This is a genomic window from Yokenella regensburgei ATCC 49455 (genome assembly GCF_000735455.1).
Taxonomy (GTDB): domain Bacteria; phylum Pseudomonadota; class Gammaproteobacteria; order Enterobacterales; family Enterobacteriaceae; genus Yokenella; species Yokenella regensburgei.
This window is the reverse complement of sequence record NZ_JMPS01000039.1, coordinates 44,896-62,169: the sequence shown is the minus strand read 5'-3', so window position 1 is coordinate 62,169 and position 17,274 is coordinate 44,896. Positions and strand designations below refer to the sequence as shown.

At 45.4% G+C, this 17,274-nt stretch carries 20 protein-coding genes and 1 pseudogene; 6 read left to right on the top strand and 15 right to left on the bottom strand.

The genetic code is table 11. From position 1 onward, the window contains the following. From parM to GYRE_RS11900, 5 genes are all read left to right on the top strand, one after another. On the top strand, nt 1-695 hold a 695-nt coding region (gene parM / locus GYRE_RS11920), incomplete at its 5' end, for a plasmid segregation protein ParM domain-containing protein (protein ID WP_038255478.1). Between the two features lie 11 nt (nt 696-706). Beyond that, nucleotides 707-1,066 carry a plasmid partitioning/stability family protein gene (locus GYRE_RS11915; RefSeq protein ID WP_038255459.1) on the top strand — a complete coding sequence of 120 codons (360 nt, stop codon included), beginning with the start codon at nt 707-709 and terminating at the stop codon, nt 1,064-1,066. A 282-nt stretch (nt 1,067-1,348) separates the two neighbouring features. After that, nucleotides 1,349-2,785: a DNA cytosine methyltransferase gene (locus tag GYRE_RS11910; RefSeq protein WP_038255456.1), complete on the top strand. Its 1,437-nt coding sequence runs from the start codon at nt 1,349-1,351 to the stop codon at nt 2,783-2,785. A 96-nt stretch (nt 2,786-2,881) separates the two neighbouring features. Beyond that, on the top strand, nt 2,882-4,114 hold the full coding sequence (locus tag GYRE_RS11905) for a type II restriction endonuclease (protein ID WP_038255455.1): 1,233 nt from the start codon (nt 2,882-2,884) through the stop codon (nt 4,112-4,114). A 313-nt stretch (nt 4,115-4,427) separates the two neighbouring features. Continuing rightward, nucleotides 4,428-5,126, top strand: coding sequence for a hypothetical protein (locus tag GYRE_RS11900; RefSeq protein ID WP_038255452.1), 699 nt, complete (start codon nt 4,428-4,430; stop codon nt 5,124-5,126). 221 nt (nt 5,127-5,347) lie between these two features. Here GYRE_RS11900 and GYRE_RS24505 read toward each other — a convergent pair whose 3' ends face one another. Beyond that, the gene (locus GYRE_RS24505) at nt 5,348-5,602 is read right to left on the bottom strand and encodes a DUF2913 family protein (RefSeq protein WP_112471509.1); all 255 of its coding nucleotides are present in this window, start codon (nt 5,600-5,602) and stop codon (nt 5,348-5,350) included. Between the two features lie 216 nt (nt 5,603-5,818). Between GYRE_RS24505 and GYRE_RS11890 the strand changes: the two genes are divergently transcribed. Continuing rightward, entirely contained in the window at nt 5,819-6,229 is a 411-nt protein-coding gene (locus GYRE_RS11890; protein ID WP_038255450.1) for a hypothetical protein, read from the top strand. 6 nt (nt 6,230-6,235) lie between these two features. On the opposite strand, the gene GYRE_RS23235 is transcribed toward GYRE_RS11890, so the two are convergent. The 14 genes and pseudogenes from GYRE_RS23235 to GYRE_RS11825 form a co-directional block, all read right to left on the bottom strand. Continuing rightward, a complete protein-coding gene (locus GYRE_RS23235) occupies nt 6,236-7,390 on the bottom strand; it encodes a hypothetical protein (RefSeq protein ID WP_051860954.1) in 1,155 nt (384 codons plus the stop codon). 70 nt (nt 7,391-7,460) lie between these two features. Further along, the gene (locus tag GYRE_RS23230) at nt 7,461-8,159 is read right to left on the bottom strand and encodes an Imm52 family immunity protein (RefSeq protein WP_025203235.1); all 699 of its coding nucleotides are present in this window, start codon (nt 8,157-8,159) and stop codon (nt 7,461-7,463) included. Between the two features lie 13 nt (nt 8,160-8,172). Further along, nucleotides 8,173-8,784, bottom strand: a complete 612-nt coding sequence (locus tag GYRE_RS11875) for a Tox-REase-5 domain-containing protein (RefSeq protein ID WP_038255448.1) — start codon at nt 8,782-8,784, stop codon at nt 8,173-8,175. A gap of 21 nt (nt 8,785-8,805) precedes the next feature. Then, a complete protein-coding gene (locus GYRE_RS23225) occupies nt 8,806-9,510 on the bottom strand; it encodes an Imm52 family immunity protein (RefSeq protein WP_051860953.1) in 705 nt (234 codons plus the stop codon). A 115-nt stretch (nt 9,511-9,625) separates the two neighbouring features. Next, nucleotides 9,626-9,781 (bottom strand): annotated as a pseudogene (locus GYRE_RS25295) (Tox-REase-5 domain-containing protein); the annotation flags it as partial. A 92-nt stretch (nt 9,782-9,873) separates the two neighbouring features. Then, nucleotides 9,874-10,281: a hypothetical protein gene (locus GYRE_RS11865; RefSeq protein ID WP_038255446.1), complete on the bottom strand. Its 408-nt coding sequence runs from the start codon at nt 10,279-10,281 to the stop codon at nt 9,874-9,876. Beyond that, nucleotides 10,274-11,665, bottom strand: coding sequence for a PAAR domain-containing protein (locus tag GYRE_RS11860; protein ID WP_038255444.1), 1,392 nt, complete (start codon nt 11,663-11,665; stop codon nt 10,274-10,276). The genes GYRE_RS11865 and GYRE_RS11860 overlap by 8 nt, the downstream gene beginning before the upstream one ends. Nucleotides 11,666-11,735: 70 nt before the next feature. Then, a complete protein-coding gene (locus GYRE_RS11855; protein ID WP_081874651.1) occupies nt 11,736-12,437 on the bottom strand; it encodes an Imm52 family immunity protein in 702 nt (233 codons plus the stop codon). Nucleotides 12,438-12,445: 8 nt separating this feature from the next. Next, nucleotides 12,446-13,051, bottom strand: coding sequence for a Tox-REase-5 domain-containing protein (locus GYRE_RS23220; RefSeq protein ID WP_051860952.1), 606 nt, complete (start codon nt 13,049-13,051; stop codon nt 12,446-12,448). Between the two features lie 21 nt (nt 13,052-13,072). Further along, nucleotides 13,073-13,774, bottom strand: coding sequence for an Imm52 family immunity protein (locus tag GYRE_RS11845; protein WP_038255440.1), 702 nt, complete (start codon nt 13,772-13,774; stop codon nt 13,073-13,075). Between the two features lie 12 nt (nt 13,775-13,786). After that, nucleotides 13,787-14,398, bottom strand: a complete 612-nt coding sequence (locus GYRE_RS23215; protein ID WP_051860951.1) for a Tox-REase-5 domain-containing protein — start codon at nt 14,396-14,398, stop codon at nt 13,787-13,789. Between the two features lie 3 nt (nt 14,399-14,401). Continuing rightward, the gene (locus GYRE_RS11835; protein ID WP_025203231.1) at nt 14,402-14,737 is read right to left on the bottom strand and encodes a hypothetical protein; all 336 of its coding nucleotides are present in this window, start codon (nt 14,735-14,737) and stop codon (nt 14,402-14,404) included. After that, complete coding sequence (locus GYRE_RS11830) at nt 14,734-15,300, bottom strand: DUF4123 domain-containing protein (RefSeq protein ID WP_131631868.1); 567 nt, start codon at nt 15,298-15,300, stop codon at nt 14,734-14,736. The genes GYRE_RS11835 and GYRE_RS11830 overlap by 4 nt, the downstream gene beginning before the upstream one ends. Beyond that, entirely contained in the window at nt 15,234-17,249 is a 2,016-nt protein-coding gene (locus tag GYRE_RS11825) for a type VI secretion system Vgr family protein (RefSeq protein WP_025203229.1), read from the bottom strand. Before GYRE_RS11825 ends, GYRE_RS11830 begins: the two co-directional genes overlap by 67 nt. Between the last annotated feature and the right edge of the window lie 25 nt (nt 17,250-17,274).

Here is a 17,274-nt window from a genome sequence, read left to right as displayed (position 1 = left end):
GTGGCCTTACACCGCAGTGCGTGGATATCGTGGTAACACTGCCGCTGGCGGAGTTCTACGACGAAGACGCGCAGTACCGGCTTGATAACATTGAGCGCAAAAAGCAGAGCCTGCTGCAACCGGTAGCGCTGAATAACGGCCACGTATTCACCATCACCCGCGTCACCGTGCGCCCGGAGTCCATTCCTGCAGGTATAGCGCTGTGTGATCAACTCTCGTCCTCCAACTCTGTGCTGATTGTTGATCTCGGAGGAACTACGCTGGATATCTCACAGGTAGCGGGCCAGATGTCTTCGGTATCGCGTATCTACGGCGATCCGGCATTGGGCGTATCGCTGGTGACCGATGAAGTTCAGCAGGCGTTACGTAAAGCAGGTATGGCGCTCTCCCGCTACAACGTGGACAGGTTGATTATCAAACGTTTTGACGATACGTACCTGGCGAACAATATCAACGATCCGAGGGCTGTTGATAGCATAAAGCAGGCAATCCACAGTGGTATCTCGCGTTATCGTGCACGGGTACTGGAAGCGATTGATCGCTTTAAAGGGTATACCCATGTTGCAGTCGTGGGAGGCGGAGCCTGTCTGTTGGCTGAAGCCATTCGTAACCACGTTCACCTGCGCGAAGATCGTTTCTTCGTGGCCCAAGATCCGCAGTTCGCGCTGGTTCACGGTTTAAAAGCTATTGGCTGACTGAGGTAGTAATGAACCGAAGAAAAGTACTGATTTATCTGCGCCCGGAAACACACGCCAGTGAACGTTTTGCGGATGCCCGGATAGAGGCGCACCACCGGGGCGATCGCGGTGAGCTGTCACGAACGGCTTTACTGGCCGGTATAGCGCTGGGCGAGATTGACAACAGGTTGCCGTCGGTACTTGCGGCGCTGCTGGCTGACAATACGAGCCAGGACACATTGAGAACCATACTGTCGTCGTTTCTGAATATTCAGTCTGGATCGCATCAACCTGCACCGGTAGTAACCATATCGCCGATACCTGAAGTAACGGAACCGCCTACCAGCAGTGTTTCGGCAAAGAATCTGGCGGGTTCTCTGCCAGATTAAGCTGGTAGTGGATGTTATATAATAATAGAAACAACATCATAAACCAGAACACAGGGCCTTCGTGGCCAGGCGTCCTTTGTTTATTTCATTCTGTTCAATATTCCATAACACAATGAATACATGGATAAAACATGTTTCCCTCCATCACACAAGCTCTCCTCACGCACATCATAGTTACGCATCTGATTACTCAGAAAAGCTTTGCTAATGGCACTATGGATGTATATACAGGGAATTGTTTTGTGCTAATCTGTCACTAATTTAACCCATAAGATAAATGTCATGAAAGAATTGCAGCCTATCGTCAGAAAATTGATGGAAGAATCACAACAGGCAGCCCAGCTACGTCTGGCCGAAGACCTTGCCCTTCTGAAGCAGGTTCTCGAAATTTATGATCAAAAAACTGTCGCAGAATGCTTGCGTTCTGTCAGCAATAATGACTGGACAAGGGAATCCATTAATCGATGGATAAATGGTAAAACCGCCCCCAAACAGCTTGTTGAAGTCGAAGTGAAAATGCTTCATAACCTCTTGCCTGAACCGCCTGCCCACCATCCTCATTATGAATTCCGCTTCATCGATCTTTTTGCAGGCATTGGCGGTATTCGTAGTGGTTTCGAAGCGATTGGCGGACAGTGTGTATTCACCAGCGAATGGAACGAGCAAGCGGTCAGAACCTACAAAGCAAACTGGTATAGCGACCCGCATGAGCATACATTCAACTCCGACATCCGAGAAATCACCTTAAGTGATAAGCCTGACATCCCGGAGTCTGAAGCCTACGCAAACATTGACAAACATATTCCACAGCATGATGTCCTGTTAGCCGGATTCCCCTGCCAGCCTTTCAGTCTGGCAGGAGTCAGCAAAAAGAATTCACTCGGCAGGGCACATGGGTTTGAGTGCGAAACTCAGGGAACACTCTTCTTTGATGTCGCCAGGATCATCGCGGTGAAAAAACCATCAATATTCGTACTCGAAAACGTTAAAAACCTGAAGAGCCACGATAAAGGGAAAACATTTAAAGTGATTCAACAAACCCTTGATGAACTTGGATATGATGTCGCTGATGTTGACAGCTCAGGAGCATCAGATCCTAAGATCATCGATGGTAAACACTTTTTGCCCCAACACCGTGAACGTATCGTTCTTGTTGGTTTTCGACGTGATCTCAAACTGGCAGAAAATTTCTCACTGCAGGATATTCAGAAATTCTATCCCCCAGTTCGTCCTGCATTTAGAGAGCTACTCGATGATGAGGTAGACGAAAAATACATACTAACCGTCAATCTCTGGGAGTATCTCTACAATTACGCGAAAAAACATCAGGCTAAGGGTAATGGTTTTGGATTTGGGCTAGTGTCACCCGATGACAGTCATGCTGTGGCAAGAACACTTTCGGCACGTTATCACAAAGACGGCTCAGAGATCCTCATTGACAGGGGATGGGATAAGGAGAAGGGCGAAAAAGATTTTGGCGATGCTACAAATCTTGAACACCGTCCCCGTCGTCTGACCCCGCGAGAATGTGCGCGCCTCATGGGTTTTGAAAAACCTGGTGAATGCAAATTCCGTATTCCTGTTTCTGATACGCAGGCTTACCGCCAGTTTGGTAATTCTGTTGTTGTTCCCGTCTTTGAGGCCGTTGCAAAGCTACTGAAGCCGTACATTCAGAAAGCGGTTAGCAGCGCTGATGAGTTGATGCAAAAAGCAGGGTGATATGAATAAGGGCTGGCGAACACACCAGCCCTTAATGTTTTATTTTTTTCTCTTAACCCTGTAGATTGGTATCTCTTCGATAAAGGATTGTCCCTTATGAATCAGAAACTAAGAGATATCTTTCAGGCTGCCGCCGGAAAGTACCTGAGTGCTGTCGATGCCGAAGTCACGCGCTCTCATCAGCATGAAATTGGCGGGCTCGTAAAAGTGGGGTTTGGCGATGTACTGGGACTCCCTGGGAAAGATGAAACGCGGGAGCTCATGTGCAAAATGGTTTATATCACCGATGAAACGGGTGAACCATTGATTGCTGATGATCTTGTTACCTGGTACGATGTCCGCCGTAAATCAAAGACCCGCTCCCCCGAGTATCGGCTTTACTACCGCGAGAATTCAGTTACTGAATCCATCAACGAAGGTGACTTCCTCCTCATTACCAAGCTGGCTAACAGCTCACTCCTGATGTGTTTCACTCCGGCTGACTCCATCATTGAAGCACAACTACGCGAATTGTTTGGGTTGTCGGAGCAGCTTGACGAAACATTCACCCCCTCAAACATTGGCGATAAAAAGCTGCTCCTGCCAGTACAAATCCTGTTTGAACAACTGGGAATAAGCTTCGAGTCTGAACAAAAAACCGACAAGGAACTGTTGGCGTTTCTTCTTGAGCACTACCCTGAAGGTCTCCCTAAATCTCATGTATTCTCTGAACTTGCGCGGAAACGTAAACCTGCAAATCCCAGGAAGGATCCAGACGAAGCGCTTATGGAATGGCTAACCGAAGAAGAACATATTTTTCGAACCTATGAGCGCTACCTCGTCAGCAACCGTCTGCGTCATGGATTTGGAGATGATGGCAGTGATGTCGATACCTTCATCGATTTTTCTTTAAGTGTACACAATCGCAGAAAATCACGCATGGGGTTCTCATTTGAAAACCACCTTGGACATCTTTTTAATTTACATGGGCTTAAGTTTGAGAAAGGTTCATCGAAAAAGACAACTGAGAATAAGTCAAAACCAGATTTTCTTTTTCCTTCGTTTGATGCATACCACGATAAAAATTATGATGCAGAAAAATTAATTCTGCTTGGTGCCAAAACAACATGTAAAGATCGCTGGCGTCAGGTATTGGCTGAAGGCGACCGTCTTAAGACGAAGTATCTGGTGACTATACAACCAGGTATCAGTAAAGCCCAACTGACTGAAATGAGAGATAAACACCTTAATCTCATAGTTCCCTTTCCATTATGGGAAACCTATCCCCATGATGTTCATCAGGAACTGATGTCGGTAAAAGAATTTATAGAATTAGTGGCATCAATTTAACATGGCTGAACATTGACGCACAATTATCGTCATCCCAAAAATTGATATCGCTGTGATATCATTTCTGTACCAAATACAGCAAAACAGTATGGTGAAAGGAGTCAACATAAGCGACGAAGAAGCAGGCAAGTATCCGAGTAGCCACGATCAACCTATTTGACTTTTTCAAATTTAAACTGTTCGGGATAACGTTTTCTACTCATGGAGAGCTATCTTTTAGCTATTCTAAATGACTCTGAAGTGGCTGTTTAACCCGTGGTAATTCAGTTATATTAAATAGGCTGTTCTCAATGTTGAACTGACAGGAAAGTGAATGAATACATTGACAGTATCTCTGGTAACAATAATGATCCCTGGTGTGATTATGGCACTGATTTATGATACTTATACACAACATAAGTCCTGGGACTCATTTAGATATATTTTGATGTCGGTAGTTTTTGGTATTGCTACTTACCTTTCAATGCAAGCTATGGTTAGCATTTTACAATTGATAACAGGTATTGGCGATACAAAATCCATTCATTGGAGATTACTATCCATCTGGTCGATTCCTAATGAGGAAAAGATAGCGATTAACCCGCTTGAAATTTTACTGGGAGGGCTTTGTGCTATTCCTTTGGGATTAGCTGCTGTATATCTTTCGACTAAACGTACATTTCACGAGCTATTATTACGTAAAGGCATTTCTAATAAATATGGTGATGATAATGCTTTTATCCGTTCTGTTGAGATTATGCACAAAAAAACAGGTCAGTGCTATGTCTTATTGCATGAAAATAACATGCTCATTCATGGGGTTATCTCACTGTATAACGAAAATGAGAAAACCCAGGAACTGGGACTTTTAAATGCTACTGTGTTGAATTCGGAAACAGGTGAAATTCTCTGGACAACAGAATTTATCTATATTTCAAAAGAATATGGTAAAATGGTCATCTTCGAAAATTATATTGAGGTTCCAAATGGCAAAGTATCAGACATCGAAAGATCGGAGCATAATGACCACTGATGGTCTCCAGGTCCGCCTTCAGGATGGGTTACAGATTGCGGCTGGCGGTATGCAGGTTCGTTCTGATGGACTACAGATGGTTGCACGACCACAACAGGGGAGTCAGATTCCTGGATATGGTTGCCAAACATCAGCCCAGACAACATCGCAGGGGACGTTTGCGCCAGTAAGTGGCCCTAAGATTCCTCCAATGAAGAAGTAAATTAAAAGAAAAACATCGGTTAGATACCGATGTTTTTGCATTTTGAATGTGTAGAAGGTTCATACTGTTTACCTTGCTCCTGCAGCCAGATAATGTCCGAAGCTAACGTTCGGGGATACTGCTTGTGTTTTTGAGCGGCCAGCAGCCACTGCATGATGAACATATGCGTAGAAACCGCTCTACCTTCCTGTCTGGCAAAACCAACAGCAACCAGAATACACCATGACAGATGTGTAAGTTCTTCCGTCGGGCGTTTTGGAATGGATACTTTCAAACTGAACTCCAATATTATTTCTCAGCATTTTGAGTATAAACATGTAATGCATCCTGTACACAGATCTTTCTTCGATGTATCACTTTTTATCTATTGTGTGTTAGTTTACTATGAATGCTACAACATGAACGCATTGACTGTGTCCGTTATTATAATTAGTCATTGTTTGTTTCACTTTCAAACTGTTGATAATTTTACTTGAAAAGAGAGGATGTAATGAAATATTTATTTTTTTATTTGAGTTTCTTGATGGTTTCAACATCTGCCATGGCTAAGCAAGATAATGAACTTTTCGCATGCACGGCAAAAACAGGAGAGAAAATACGCCTCTATATTGATGATAATTACTTCGTTATCAGTGTAAATGAAAGTAAAATAAAATCACGGAACACAGCTGAAGAAATTAAAGATGAGTTTAAACCCATTTCAGAATATGATGATGAGTATCTGGAGTTTAATGCATCAGATAAATATGTATCAGTAGGTAATTTTAATCAGAATGATGATTCGGATGATAACCCACAAAATAAATTAAATGTATCATACTTAAATGGTAGCAAGAAATCAGAAAATTATGTTTGTACTGATGACTATCATAACAACATATCAAGCCTTCTGTTGAATTAACAGCCCCTACCGGGGCTTTAACCGGGAAATCATCTTCTTTCTTTGTCTTTTTTTGTTTCTTTCATCTCTTAAATATTTAGCTCTGGCATAGCCTTTTTTAGCTTCTTCTTCATTTTTATCCGTTCCTGTGCACTTGGTTACTTTGGGGTCATGCCACTTCCCCCATAAAAATGATTGTATTGGATTTTTATAAATCTCACTTTTCTCAAAAGAGAATTTATTCTCTTCCTCCAATAAAGAGAGATGTTCAGACTCCAATATCTTGGCTATTGCATTAAATCTGGATAATCTTTGATTATAGCCATTGAAGCCACCATTAATGACGGCAACAACTTTATTAAAATCATCTGCATCAGCATAAATCTGGCATTTTGTTTTAGTGCAGTAATACCAAAATCCAGAAAGAAATGCATAAGGCAAGGTTGATACTAACTCATATCCCTTATTTTTCTCATCGGTGAGGTTTTTTCCGGTTTCTACCTCGTATGATTGGTAATTAGCTTTACCTGTTAACTGCATTATTCCTCTTCCGAAATAAGGAGCATAAGATCTTTTGCTTCCTCCTGACTCAATCATCGTACTGAAATTACCGGTTTCACAACATGCCTGAGCCAGAAAATGAGTTTTAGCTCGACAAGTGGAAATTCCATTCCAGGGCATCCAGAGGTTCAGCAAGTCAAGATAATTTTGTAAATCAGTTTCATTTGTGCAGCCTGTTGCGATCTTTTTGAATTCAGACAAAGTGATATCTCGATCACAGGCGCATGTAGAAGGTAATTTTTCATCTGGACGCTTAACGGGTTTATGTGCGGCTTGCGCATGCTGTGGCGTACCTAAATTAAATACTGAAGCACGCATGGCGGAAGGACTCAACACTATGTGATCGGTGCTGTACTTTGCCTTTTCGCAGGAAGGAAGCAGTTCCGCCATGCAGGGGCAGGTGCTCTTACTGTGGATGGAGCCAGCCAGACCTATGCCTTTGTAAGCCATTTTAGGAACGGATCCCATTATCTGATAAACCTTACCATCCTTGCCGCATGTCACGGAGTCACCTGCCCTCACGACAGGCAGACCGAGTATGTTAAACTTGTCCTGGCTGGGGTACATTACCCCGCCGCAGGTTGTCCTGTCGTACTTTCTCAAAAAATAGCCGGTTGACATTCAGACTTCCTTTTTCACTTGTTACACGAACAGCCTGTATCAATGACAAGCTGTTTATGTCCATTACCCATCAGAATATTTTTTTGTACGTTGGCAGAATGTCATGCGCCACCAGTGCGATCTCAAGATCGTTGGATAACGTGATATCTGCTTTGTTTGAACCATCGAAAAAATCTCGTTTGGTTACGAACAATGTACCGACAGGTTGGCCCTCTCGATTGATGGAATGCATCTGTTTAGGAAGATTCAGTACCTTTTCATCGTAGCTTTTATCTATGTAGAACATCCAGCCTACAGGGAGACGGTCCGGGAATACCTGAGATTCATGCAAACTGTATCCATTCGTTTCCAGCTGAAATATATGTGGTTCAATTTTATCAATGATTTTTAAAGCGATTTGAGATGTAAAGCTTAAGGCGTTTTTTTCATTTGTAGCGTAATGAACCATTCTGTATTGAAAGCACGCTATATCACTTTGGATGTAGTTTTCGAATTCAATGGAATCATCGTTTCCACTCCAAATCCGTGTTCCGGCAAGTGGGAAGTCAGGTAGTTTTTTTGTTAACAGCTGCATTGCATTACTGGTAATTTCACTGCCATGAAAAATAAGTTTTGTCATGGCATCCTCTTTGTTTTTTCCTGTTAAAAACCAATCAGTAGAGCCATTTTCTTCAGTGTATAACTGAACGAGTTGATGTAATCTTTTAAGAATTCCATCAAGACTGTTCATCTTTTCTTTGATAAATAGGGTTATCTCAATTTTATACATGAGGTGATTTGTCCTATAGCGTGTGGAGCACAGTGAATCGGGGATATTTTCGGAATATTTTGCTGTAGTAGGCAAAGCTCACCGGCTCCATAAAATGCCAGTGACATTCAGGAATTTCATCACACAAGATCAGCGCGTTTTGTTGTCTTCTGGCCTCATCTTTCATATCCTGGTCACCCTCGAACCAACTATAGGGTTCTCCTTTTTTATCAAAAAACTGATCATATTTCCCCTTTGCCTCCAAAAACAGGCACTCCGCCGGTTTCCAGCCATCAAACTTCACTTGTTTCGACGGGTTAGCCAGTCCCGGATGACGGAAGGCATACTCTTCAACACTGGTTGTACCATTGCTGTTATGCATGCTGTAGGTACCGCAGATCTGCATCTGATAGTTCAGGCTGGTCTCGCTACCGTTGAAAGGCTCCTGAATCGACGAAACCCAGGGGATAGCCGGGCATTTCTCGCAGGGTTTAGTGGATTCAGCCGCTGTGACTTTTCCGGCTGCATCCTCTTTCTCACCTTCATTCACCATCTGGCTTGCCACGCCAGCGCCAATGGTGATGCCAAGCGCAGCGGCCAGCGCTTCAGCGGCTTCTGCTAATGCCGGAATTGCAGCAAATATCATTCGCTCTACATCCTTGAACTATTAGAATATTTTTTTGTACGTTGGCAGAACTTCATGCGCCACCAGGGCGATCTCAAGATCGTTGGATAACGTGATATCTGCTTTGTTAGAACCATCAAAGAAATCTCGTTTGGTTACGAACAACGTACCGACAGGTTGACCCTCTCGTTTGATAGAATGCATCTGTTTAGGAAGATTCAGTGTCTTTTCATCGTAGCTTTTATCTATGTAGAACATCCAGCCGACAGGGAGACGGTCCGGGAATACCTGAGATTCATGCAAACTGTATCCATTCGTTTCCAGCCGTAGGATGTGCGGTGAAATTTTATCGATTATCTTCAATACAAATTGAGAAGCGAAATTCATTGCTTCTGCTTCATTTTTATAACAATGATTTATTTCGTATGAAAATTTATTTACATCACCTTGTATATAGTTCCCAAACTTAATTGAGTTTTCATTCAAACTCCAGATTGCAGATGTAACAAACGGAAGATCATCTTTCAGATAATTTGTCATAAGTAGCATTGCATCATCTGACAACTCCCCGTCATGAAAAATTTTGCATTTCATGGCATCTTCTTTTGATTCTCCGGGCAGGAACCAGTTTTCTTTACCGCATATTCCATTATACAATTCAACTATCTGATTCAATCTGTTAAGAATGTCGCCAGGGTTGTTAGTAACTTCTTGTATAAAGAAAGTCAGCTCCATTACTTGCATCATTTAGCGCTCCTATGGCGTGTAGAATACAGTGATATTAGGTAGCATATTTAATGATTTTTTATAGTAGGCGTAGCTGACTGGCTGCATACAGTGCCAGTGGCATTCGGGAATACCATCACACAGATTCAGTGCCCCTTGCTGCCTTTTGGCCTGATTCTCTGTATCGCCCCCCCCCCTTGTACCAGGGTTTACCATTCTTATCAAAAAACTGGTCCAGCTTTCCCTTTGCCTCTAAAAACAGGCACTCCACCGGTTTCCAGCCATCAAACTTGAGTTGCTTTGTCGAGTTTGTAAGCCTTGGATGTCGTGATCAAATGGTATTCCGATCGTTGCTTATACGATAACCTAGATAGTTGTGTTGAATTACAACCAGTGGTGTTTTATCGCCAACATCAACACCCCACTAATGATGAAGAATACCAAGCTGACGACACCTAAATAGAGTTCAACGTAAAACGGAACGATCAGTCGTTTGGGTAACTCACGAATAAAATCTTTGTCATCATTTTTTGTCATGTTAGAACTTTTATTCCAGAGTAACGGTCTAAAAATAAACTGCATTTTTACGCTGTAGGCAAAGTCAACATATAGAGTATTAACATTATCAAATACCTGAACCATTGGAGGTAACTCGCCAAATTTAGCCTTGTACAACTCACAAATTTCTTTGTACCGCTTTTTATTGAACGCACCTGCGATTAGACTCGCAATAGCAAATACGAAACCTGAGCTGCCTGAGACTATAAATATTTTATCAATTGTGTTAATCATCACTGGTAACCTCATACAATTTTTCGCCCAAAAAGTCACCGATGGCGCTCAGGGTTTTGTCACTGCCATATGAAACGCTACCAGCTACGCCAAGTGTACAAAGTAGAGCTCCTGCACCACCTGCTTCAAAAGTTGCAGCACCCAAAATAACAGAGCATATTGTATCAGTTGCACTACCAGCCAATATCTTTGAGGATACTTTTCCAGCAAATATGCTACCAGAAAATCCTCCAACAGAAGTAAACGCTGTTTTGGCGCAATCTCTACCTACAGTACAAGCCTCGGTGATCTTCGATGCGGTATCCAGTGCCGACAAGCCAAGTCCAATCTTCCCGGCGGTTTCCATCAGCTTCACATATCTCGCTGCTTTCTCAATGTGGGTGGCGTAGCCCTCGATATCGCTGACTCCTGTCTCGTTCCACTTATGGGTAATAGAACGACTTGAGAGGCCAAGAGCACTTTTCAGGTCTGCATATTCGTTGAACATAAAACGATGTTTCATGAACATCTTCAGTACGTTATCCAGTTGAGAAAACAACTGACGGCGCTCAATGAAAAATTGCTCACCAATCAATGTACCACTGGTGATGTATTGGTTTTTGTAAGTTTTTTCGATCTCAATGAGTATTTTTTCAACCCGTTCAAAGTATCCCTTTGCGGCTTCGGTCACCTGTCCCGAATACCCGTAAGTATCACTCGCCGTGCTGGCTGCTGCTGCGAACATCTCGATCGCTGCTTTATGCTTATAAAGGAAGTCGGCTTGCTGATGTGAGAGGGGGGCCAGAGCAGTATCAACTCTGGCTTTCGCCGCCTGCATATGGGCTATCTGTTCGCTGTTCTGCTTGTCAGGATCAACCACTAGCAGGATAGACCCCGCCTTGTATTCTTTACCCGCGCCGTTTAGAGAGCGATAAAGTTCACGTGTACCGTCTGGTTGCCTCCCTGCAAAGAGAATGTCTTCGAAAGATTCGGTAGTAGATTGTTGAGGAATAATACAAAACCCTGCATCCACACCAATTCTGTTTTTCTTCACGGCTTGCGCATGCTGTGGCGGACCTAAATCAAATACTGAAGCACGCATGGCGGAAGGACTCAGTACCATGTGATCGGTGCTGTATTTGGCCTTTACGCAGGAGGGAAGCAATTCCGCCATGCAGGGGCAGGTACTCTTACTGTGGATGGAGCCAGCCAGACCGATGCCTTTGTAAGCCATTTTAGGAACGGATCCCATTATCTGATAAACCTTACCATCCTTGCCGCATGTCACGGAGTCACCTGCTCTCACGACAGGCAGACCGAGTATGTTAAACTTATCCTGGCTTGGAAAAATCGCCCCGCCGCACGTTGTCCTGTCGTACTTTCTCAAAAAATAACCGGTTGACATTCAGACTTCCTTTTTCACTTGTTACAGGAACAGCCTGCATCTATGACAAGCTGTTTATGTCCATTACCCATCAGAATATTTTTTTGTACGTTGGCAGAACTTCATGCGCCACCAGCGCGATCTCAAGATCGTTGGATAACGTGATGTCGGCCTTGCTGGAGCCATCAAAGAAATCTCGTTTGGTTACGAACAACGTGCCGACAGGCTGACCATCTCGTTTTATGGTGTGCATCTGTTTAGGAAGATTCAGTACTTTTTCATCGTAGTTTTTATCGATGTAGAACATCCAGCCGACAGGGAGACGATCAGGGAAGACCATTGATTCATGCAGGCTATAATCGTTCGTTTCTAGGTGGATGATGTGCGGTTCAATTTTATCGATTATTTTTAATACAATCTGAGAGGCAAAATTCATTGCCTCAGCTTCAGTATTCGTATTACAAGTTAATTCATAGCAGAAATTATTGATATCGGCCTGAATATTATTCGTTGCAGTAATAATATCGCCACTTTCATTCCATACCCAAGCAACGACTAAAGGAAAACCATCTTTTAAATCTTTATCTAACAACTCCCGTGCATTTGAGGTCTTTTTTCCTGCACTAAAAACTTCTTTTTTCATGGCATCTTCCTTTGACTCTCCAGTAAGATACCAACTTACATCTCCGCGTAATGTAGAATAACATTCCACCATAAACCCCATGGTATTGAGAATGGAATTAATTGTTGATTCTTTCTCTTTAAAAAATACTGTTAATTGGATTTTTGGCATATGCTCACCTATGGAGTATAAAAAACTGTGATATTAGGATGTTTACGCAATGCCCTTTTGTAGTAAGAGCAACTAACAGGCTGCATACAGTGCCAGTGGCACTCGGGGATACGATCACATAAATTCAGTGCGTCTTGTTGCCTGCTTGCTTGATCTAAAGCGTCTTTAGCTCCCTTGTACCAAGGATTACCACTTTTATCAAAAAACTGGTCCAGCTTTCCCTTAGCCTCTAAAAACAGGCACTCGGCCGGTTTCCAGCCATCAAACTTCACTTGCTTTGTGGAGTTTTTTAGACCCGGATGACGGAAGGCATACTCTTCAACACTGGTTGTACCATTGCTGTTATGCATACTGTAGGTACCGCAGACCTGCATCTGATAGTTCAGGCTGGTCTCGCTACCGTTGAAAGGCTCCTGAATCGACGAAACCCAGGGGATAGCCGGGCATTTCTCGCAGGGTTTAGTGGATTCAGCCGCTGTGACTTTTCCGGCTGCATCCTCTTTCTCACCTTCATTCACCATCTGGCTTGCCACGCCAGCGCCAATGGTGATGCCAAGCGCAGCGGCCAGCGCTTCAGCGGCTTCTGCTAATGCCGGAATTGCAGCAAATATCATTCGCTCTACATCCTTGAACTATTAGAATATTTTTTTGTACGTTGGCAGAACTTCATGCGCCACCAGCGCGATCTCAAGATCGTTGGATAACGTGATGTCGGCCTTGCTGGAGCCATCAAAGAAATCTCGTTTGGTTACGAACAACGTGCCGACAGGCTGACCATCTCGTTTTATGGTGTGCATCTGTTTAGGAAGATTCAGTGTCTTTTCATCGTAGCTTTTATCGATGTAGAACATCCAGCCTACAGGGAGACGGTCCGGGAATACCTTAGACTGATGCAAACTGTAGTCATTGGTTTCTAATTGCACGATGTGGGGATTTATTGAATCGATCAGTTTTATCATGACCTTGGACGAAAAATTCATTGCCTCATGTTCACTAACATATTGATATTCAATAGTGTAAACATATAAATCCAGATTCCCCTGTATATAGTTTTGGATGAGGATCGAGTCATCACGCTCATTCCATATACGCACTATAACTCCGGGAAAGTCTTCTTTAACATGCTCAGTCAGAAGTTGTTTAGCCTCAGTAGTCAGCATTCCGTTGCTGATTACTTTTTTCTTCATGGCATCTTCCTTCGAGTCACCAGGTAAATACCAGTCCACATTACCATTTGTTAAGGAAATAATAGTGGTTAACTCCTGAAGTCGATTGAGAATAGTATCTATGCTGTTTTCGGCTTCTTTTGTATACATCATGATTTCAATGTTATTCATCTTGATGGTTTCCTACGGTGTTAGCATGATGGTTAGCGCGGGATAGTTTTGGAGGGCTTTTGAATAATATGCGTAGCTGATAGGCTGCATAAAATGCCAGTGGCATTGAGGTACATTTTCACAAAGCTCTATTGCATTTTGCTGCCTAAAGGCTTCATTAATCGGTTCATCTACTTTAGACCACCATTTTTTCGGTTTACCACTCTTCTCAAAAAACTGGTCATATTGCCCCTTAGCCTCTAAAAACAGGCACTCGGCCGGTTTCCAGCCATCAAACTTCACCTGCTTTGTCGAATTTGTCAGTGCCGGGTGACGAAATGCGTATTCTTCTACGGTAGTTGTACCATCGCTGTTATGCATGCTGTAGGTGCCGCAGATACGCATCTGATAATTCAGACTGACTTCTTGTTTTTCACTAAACGGTGCCTGAATGGGCGAGACCAGGGGAATAGCAGGACATTTCTCGCAGGGTTTAGTGGATTCTGCCGCTGTGACTTTTCCGGCGGTTTCTTCTTTCTCACCTTCATTCACCATCTGGCTTGCCACGCCAGCGCCAATGGTGATGCCAAGCGCAGCGGCCAGCGCTTCAGCCCCTTCCACCAGGGCAGGTATAACAATAAGCATACGCTATGATTTCCTTTTGGCTAAATTGACAGCGGCGTTCATCATGTCCCGCCAGCGCTGATTCGGGTCGTCCGTTTCTTCCAGCGCTTTGCGTATTGCCGGTGAGGCCGTCAGCCCCGGCTGGCAGGCCTCCATATACAAAAAGGAATGCAGAAGGTTCGGGTCGTCGAGATGTATCTGTCGGGCATACTGAAGCGCCTCCGTCAAACGCGTCTTCAGCGTGGCCGGGTCTTTCAGTTCGAAACGGGGGTCCGCTTCGGCCTCTCGAACGATACCGTCGATATATTTTTCATCTTCCCTGGCAGACACCGCCTGCAGCTGCTTTGCACTAAATTTCATCGTTTCTCCTGCACGGTATCAAAAGGCGTCAGCGTAAAATGCTCGCCGTTATGCCGGTAATGCCACTGCTCAATCCCCATTAAAAAATGCGCCCGTTGTTCCTCTGAGAGGATAGTGTTTATCGAATGGAGTACGCCGGGGTCGTAATAACGAAAGAGCGCCACCTGACCGTCATCCAGCAGGATATTGAGCAGGGAGGCCAGGTGAGCGGCCAGCACGGTAAAATCCGTCCGGGTTTCCAGCCACGACACGGCGGGAAACTGCTGTTCCAGCTGAATCAGCTCATCCTCCCGTTCAGGCATGTCTGCAATATTGATAAGCCACGGTCCGGCCCAGGCAATCTGCGTATCGGGAAAGGTATTGAACAACGGTAAGACGGTTTCTTTGTCATAGCTGAGTTCACGCCCGAAAGCGCGCTCGTACTGCAGACCGCACACCAGCGCGTACAGGCGCTTTGCCGGAATATCTGCGAGTTGTTCTGTCGTGAGATGGTGCATCAGCTCTGCCCCCTGATGACCAGCGTCTGCCCGCTGCTGGCCGCCTTCATCATGCAGCTCAGGCACAGCGGTTTCAGTTCACCGGTGACCGGCAACAGCGCAGCCGGTGTCGGCGGGGGTGGCTCAGCGGGTATTCCCGGCACATCCGGTAATTTTCCGTTCCAGTCGCCCACCTGTCCCGGCGCACCACTTCCCAGGCCAATGGCATCGCTGCTGGTGATCCCCGTAGGGTCAATGGTGATATAGTGCCCGCCAACTATCAGCGTCAGCGACTCACCACATTCAATCACCGCCTTTTTGCCTGCCATCAGGCGCATGTCATGCTGGCTCTGCGCATAGAGGCTGTTTTTTGCCTGCAGATGAATATCCGCACCGCCATTCAGTGAGATATCCTGCTTACCCAGCAGGCGATATTCATTATCGACGGTGGTAAACAGGTTGTTTTTGATATGTTCGGTTTTATCATTTCCCGTGATTTCATTGATATTATTCAGAATATCAACGTTCATATCCCGCTGTCCGTGCAGGTAGATTTGCTCCATCCCTGCCTTGTCTTCAAAGGAGAGTTCGTTATAGCCTTTCCCCTGAACCGTGTCTGAACGCAGCACCATGCGGGTTTTATTCACCGGCAGGGGATAGGGGGCAAGGTTGGTGGCGTGATACGTGCGCCCGGTGATAATCGGCTGATCGGGGTCCCCTTCCAGAAAACTCACCACCACCTCATGCCCCACGCGGGGAAGGGCGACCATGCCATAACGGCCACCCGCCCAGGCCTGGGTGACACGCACCCAGCAGGAACTCAGATCGTCATTGTTGCCGTAGCGGTCCCACGGAAACTTTACCTTCACGCGCCCGTATTCGTCGCAGTAGATTTCTTCGGTCGCCGGGCCGGTGACGGTCGCTATCTGCGGGCCGTCCACCATCGGACGTGCCGTCATTTCAGTACGCCAGACGCTGCCGCTTTTCATCACGTCAAAGACGTTGGTCAGGGTGGTGGCCTGGTCACCGGCTTCCTCTTCCAGCGCCTGCGGCTGTTTACCCTCATGCTTCGCATACACCACCTGCCACCAGGCGTTAAACGCGTCGTTCAGGTGCTCTGATAACAAAAACTGCAGACCCGGACGCAGATCCGCGCAGTTTGACTTCCCCTGACCGATCATGGCTCCGGCCCGTCGTGCATCCAGCCGGTATGCGCTAAACGCCTTACCGCTTTCCCCGCTCTTGTAACGCCCCGGATAGTCGTAGTGCTCATAGGTCTGGCGCTGATGCGCCAGATCGTTACTGATTTTCTGGTTCGACTGGCTGTAGGCCGGATTTTTAAAGCTGTAGTCCCGCAGCTCCACGGATGAGGTTTTTACCGCTTCACGGTAGCTGAACTGGCGGACATACGCCCCCTGTTCAAGCCCCTGATTTGCCAGATTAAAGAACAACGGATCGGTTTTCTTCACCACGGCACCCGCATGATCGGCAAACACCACCCGGTGCTTACCCGCTTCAAATTCGTGGAAGAAATACATCCCTTCTTCGGCTACCAGACGGGTGATAAAATCCAGATCGCTTTCCCGGTACTGCACGCAGTATTCGCGGGCGGCATGGTTCTGACGCAGCGAGAAGGCATAGTCCAGAATGCCCGCCTCTTCAAGAATTTCCCCGATGATATCCTCCGGCTTTTTCACCTGGAAAATCCGGCAGTTGGTGCGTAGTCCCGTGCGCCACAGCGCCGGTCGCACGACAGCCTCATAGCGGGTACGCTGAAACCCGGTATCGCCCTGCGCAAAATCGCTGACAATGCCGCTCACCCGCCGCTGCAGTTCGCCGTTGTACCAGACCATCAGCTCGCACGACTGGTCCAGCACCTCCCCGAAATCAATCCCGGTCTGCGGGCTTGCCAGACTCAGCTTCAGTGCAAAGGGTTCACTCATCCGCTCTTCCAGCGTGAAATCCACCACGCCAAAGGTGCTTTCCAGTAACGTACCCACATTAACGGTAAAGCGTAATCCGTTGCTCTCTGTCACATAACGCTCCTTTTCTGTCTGTTGT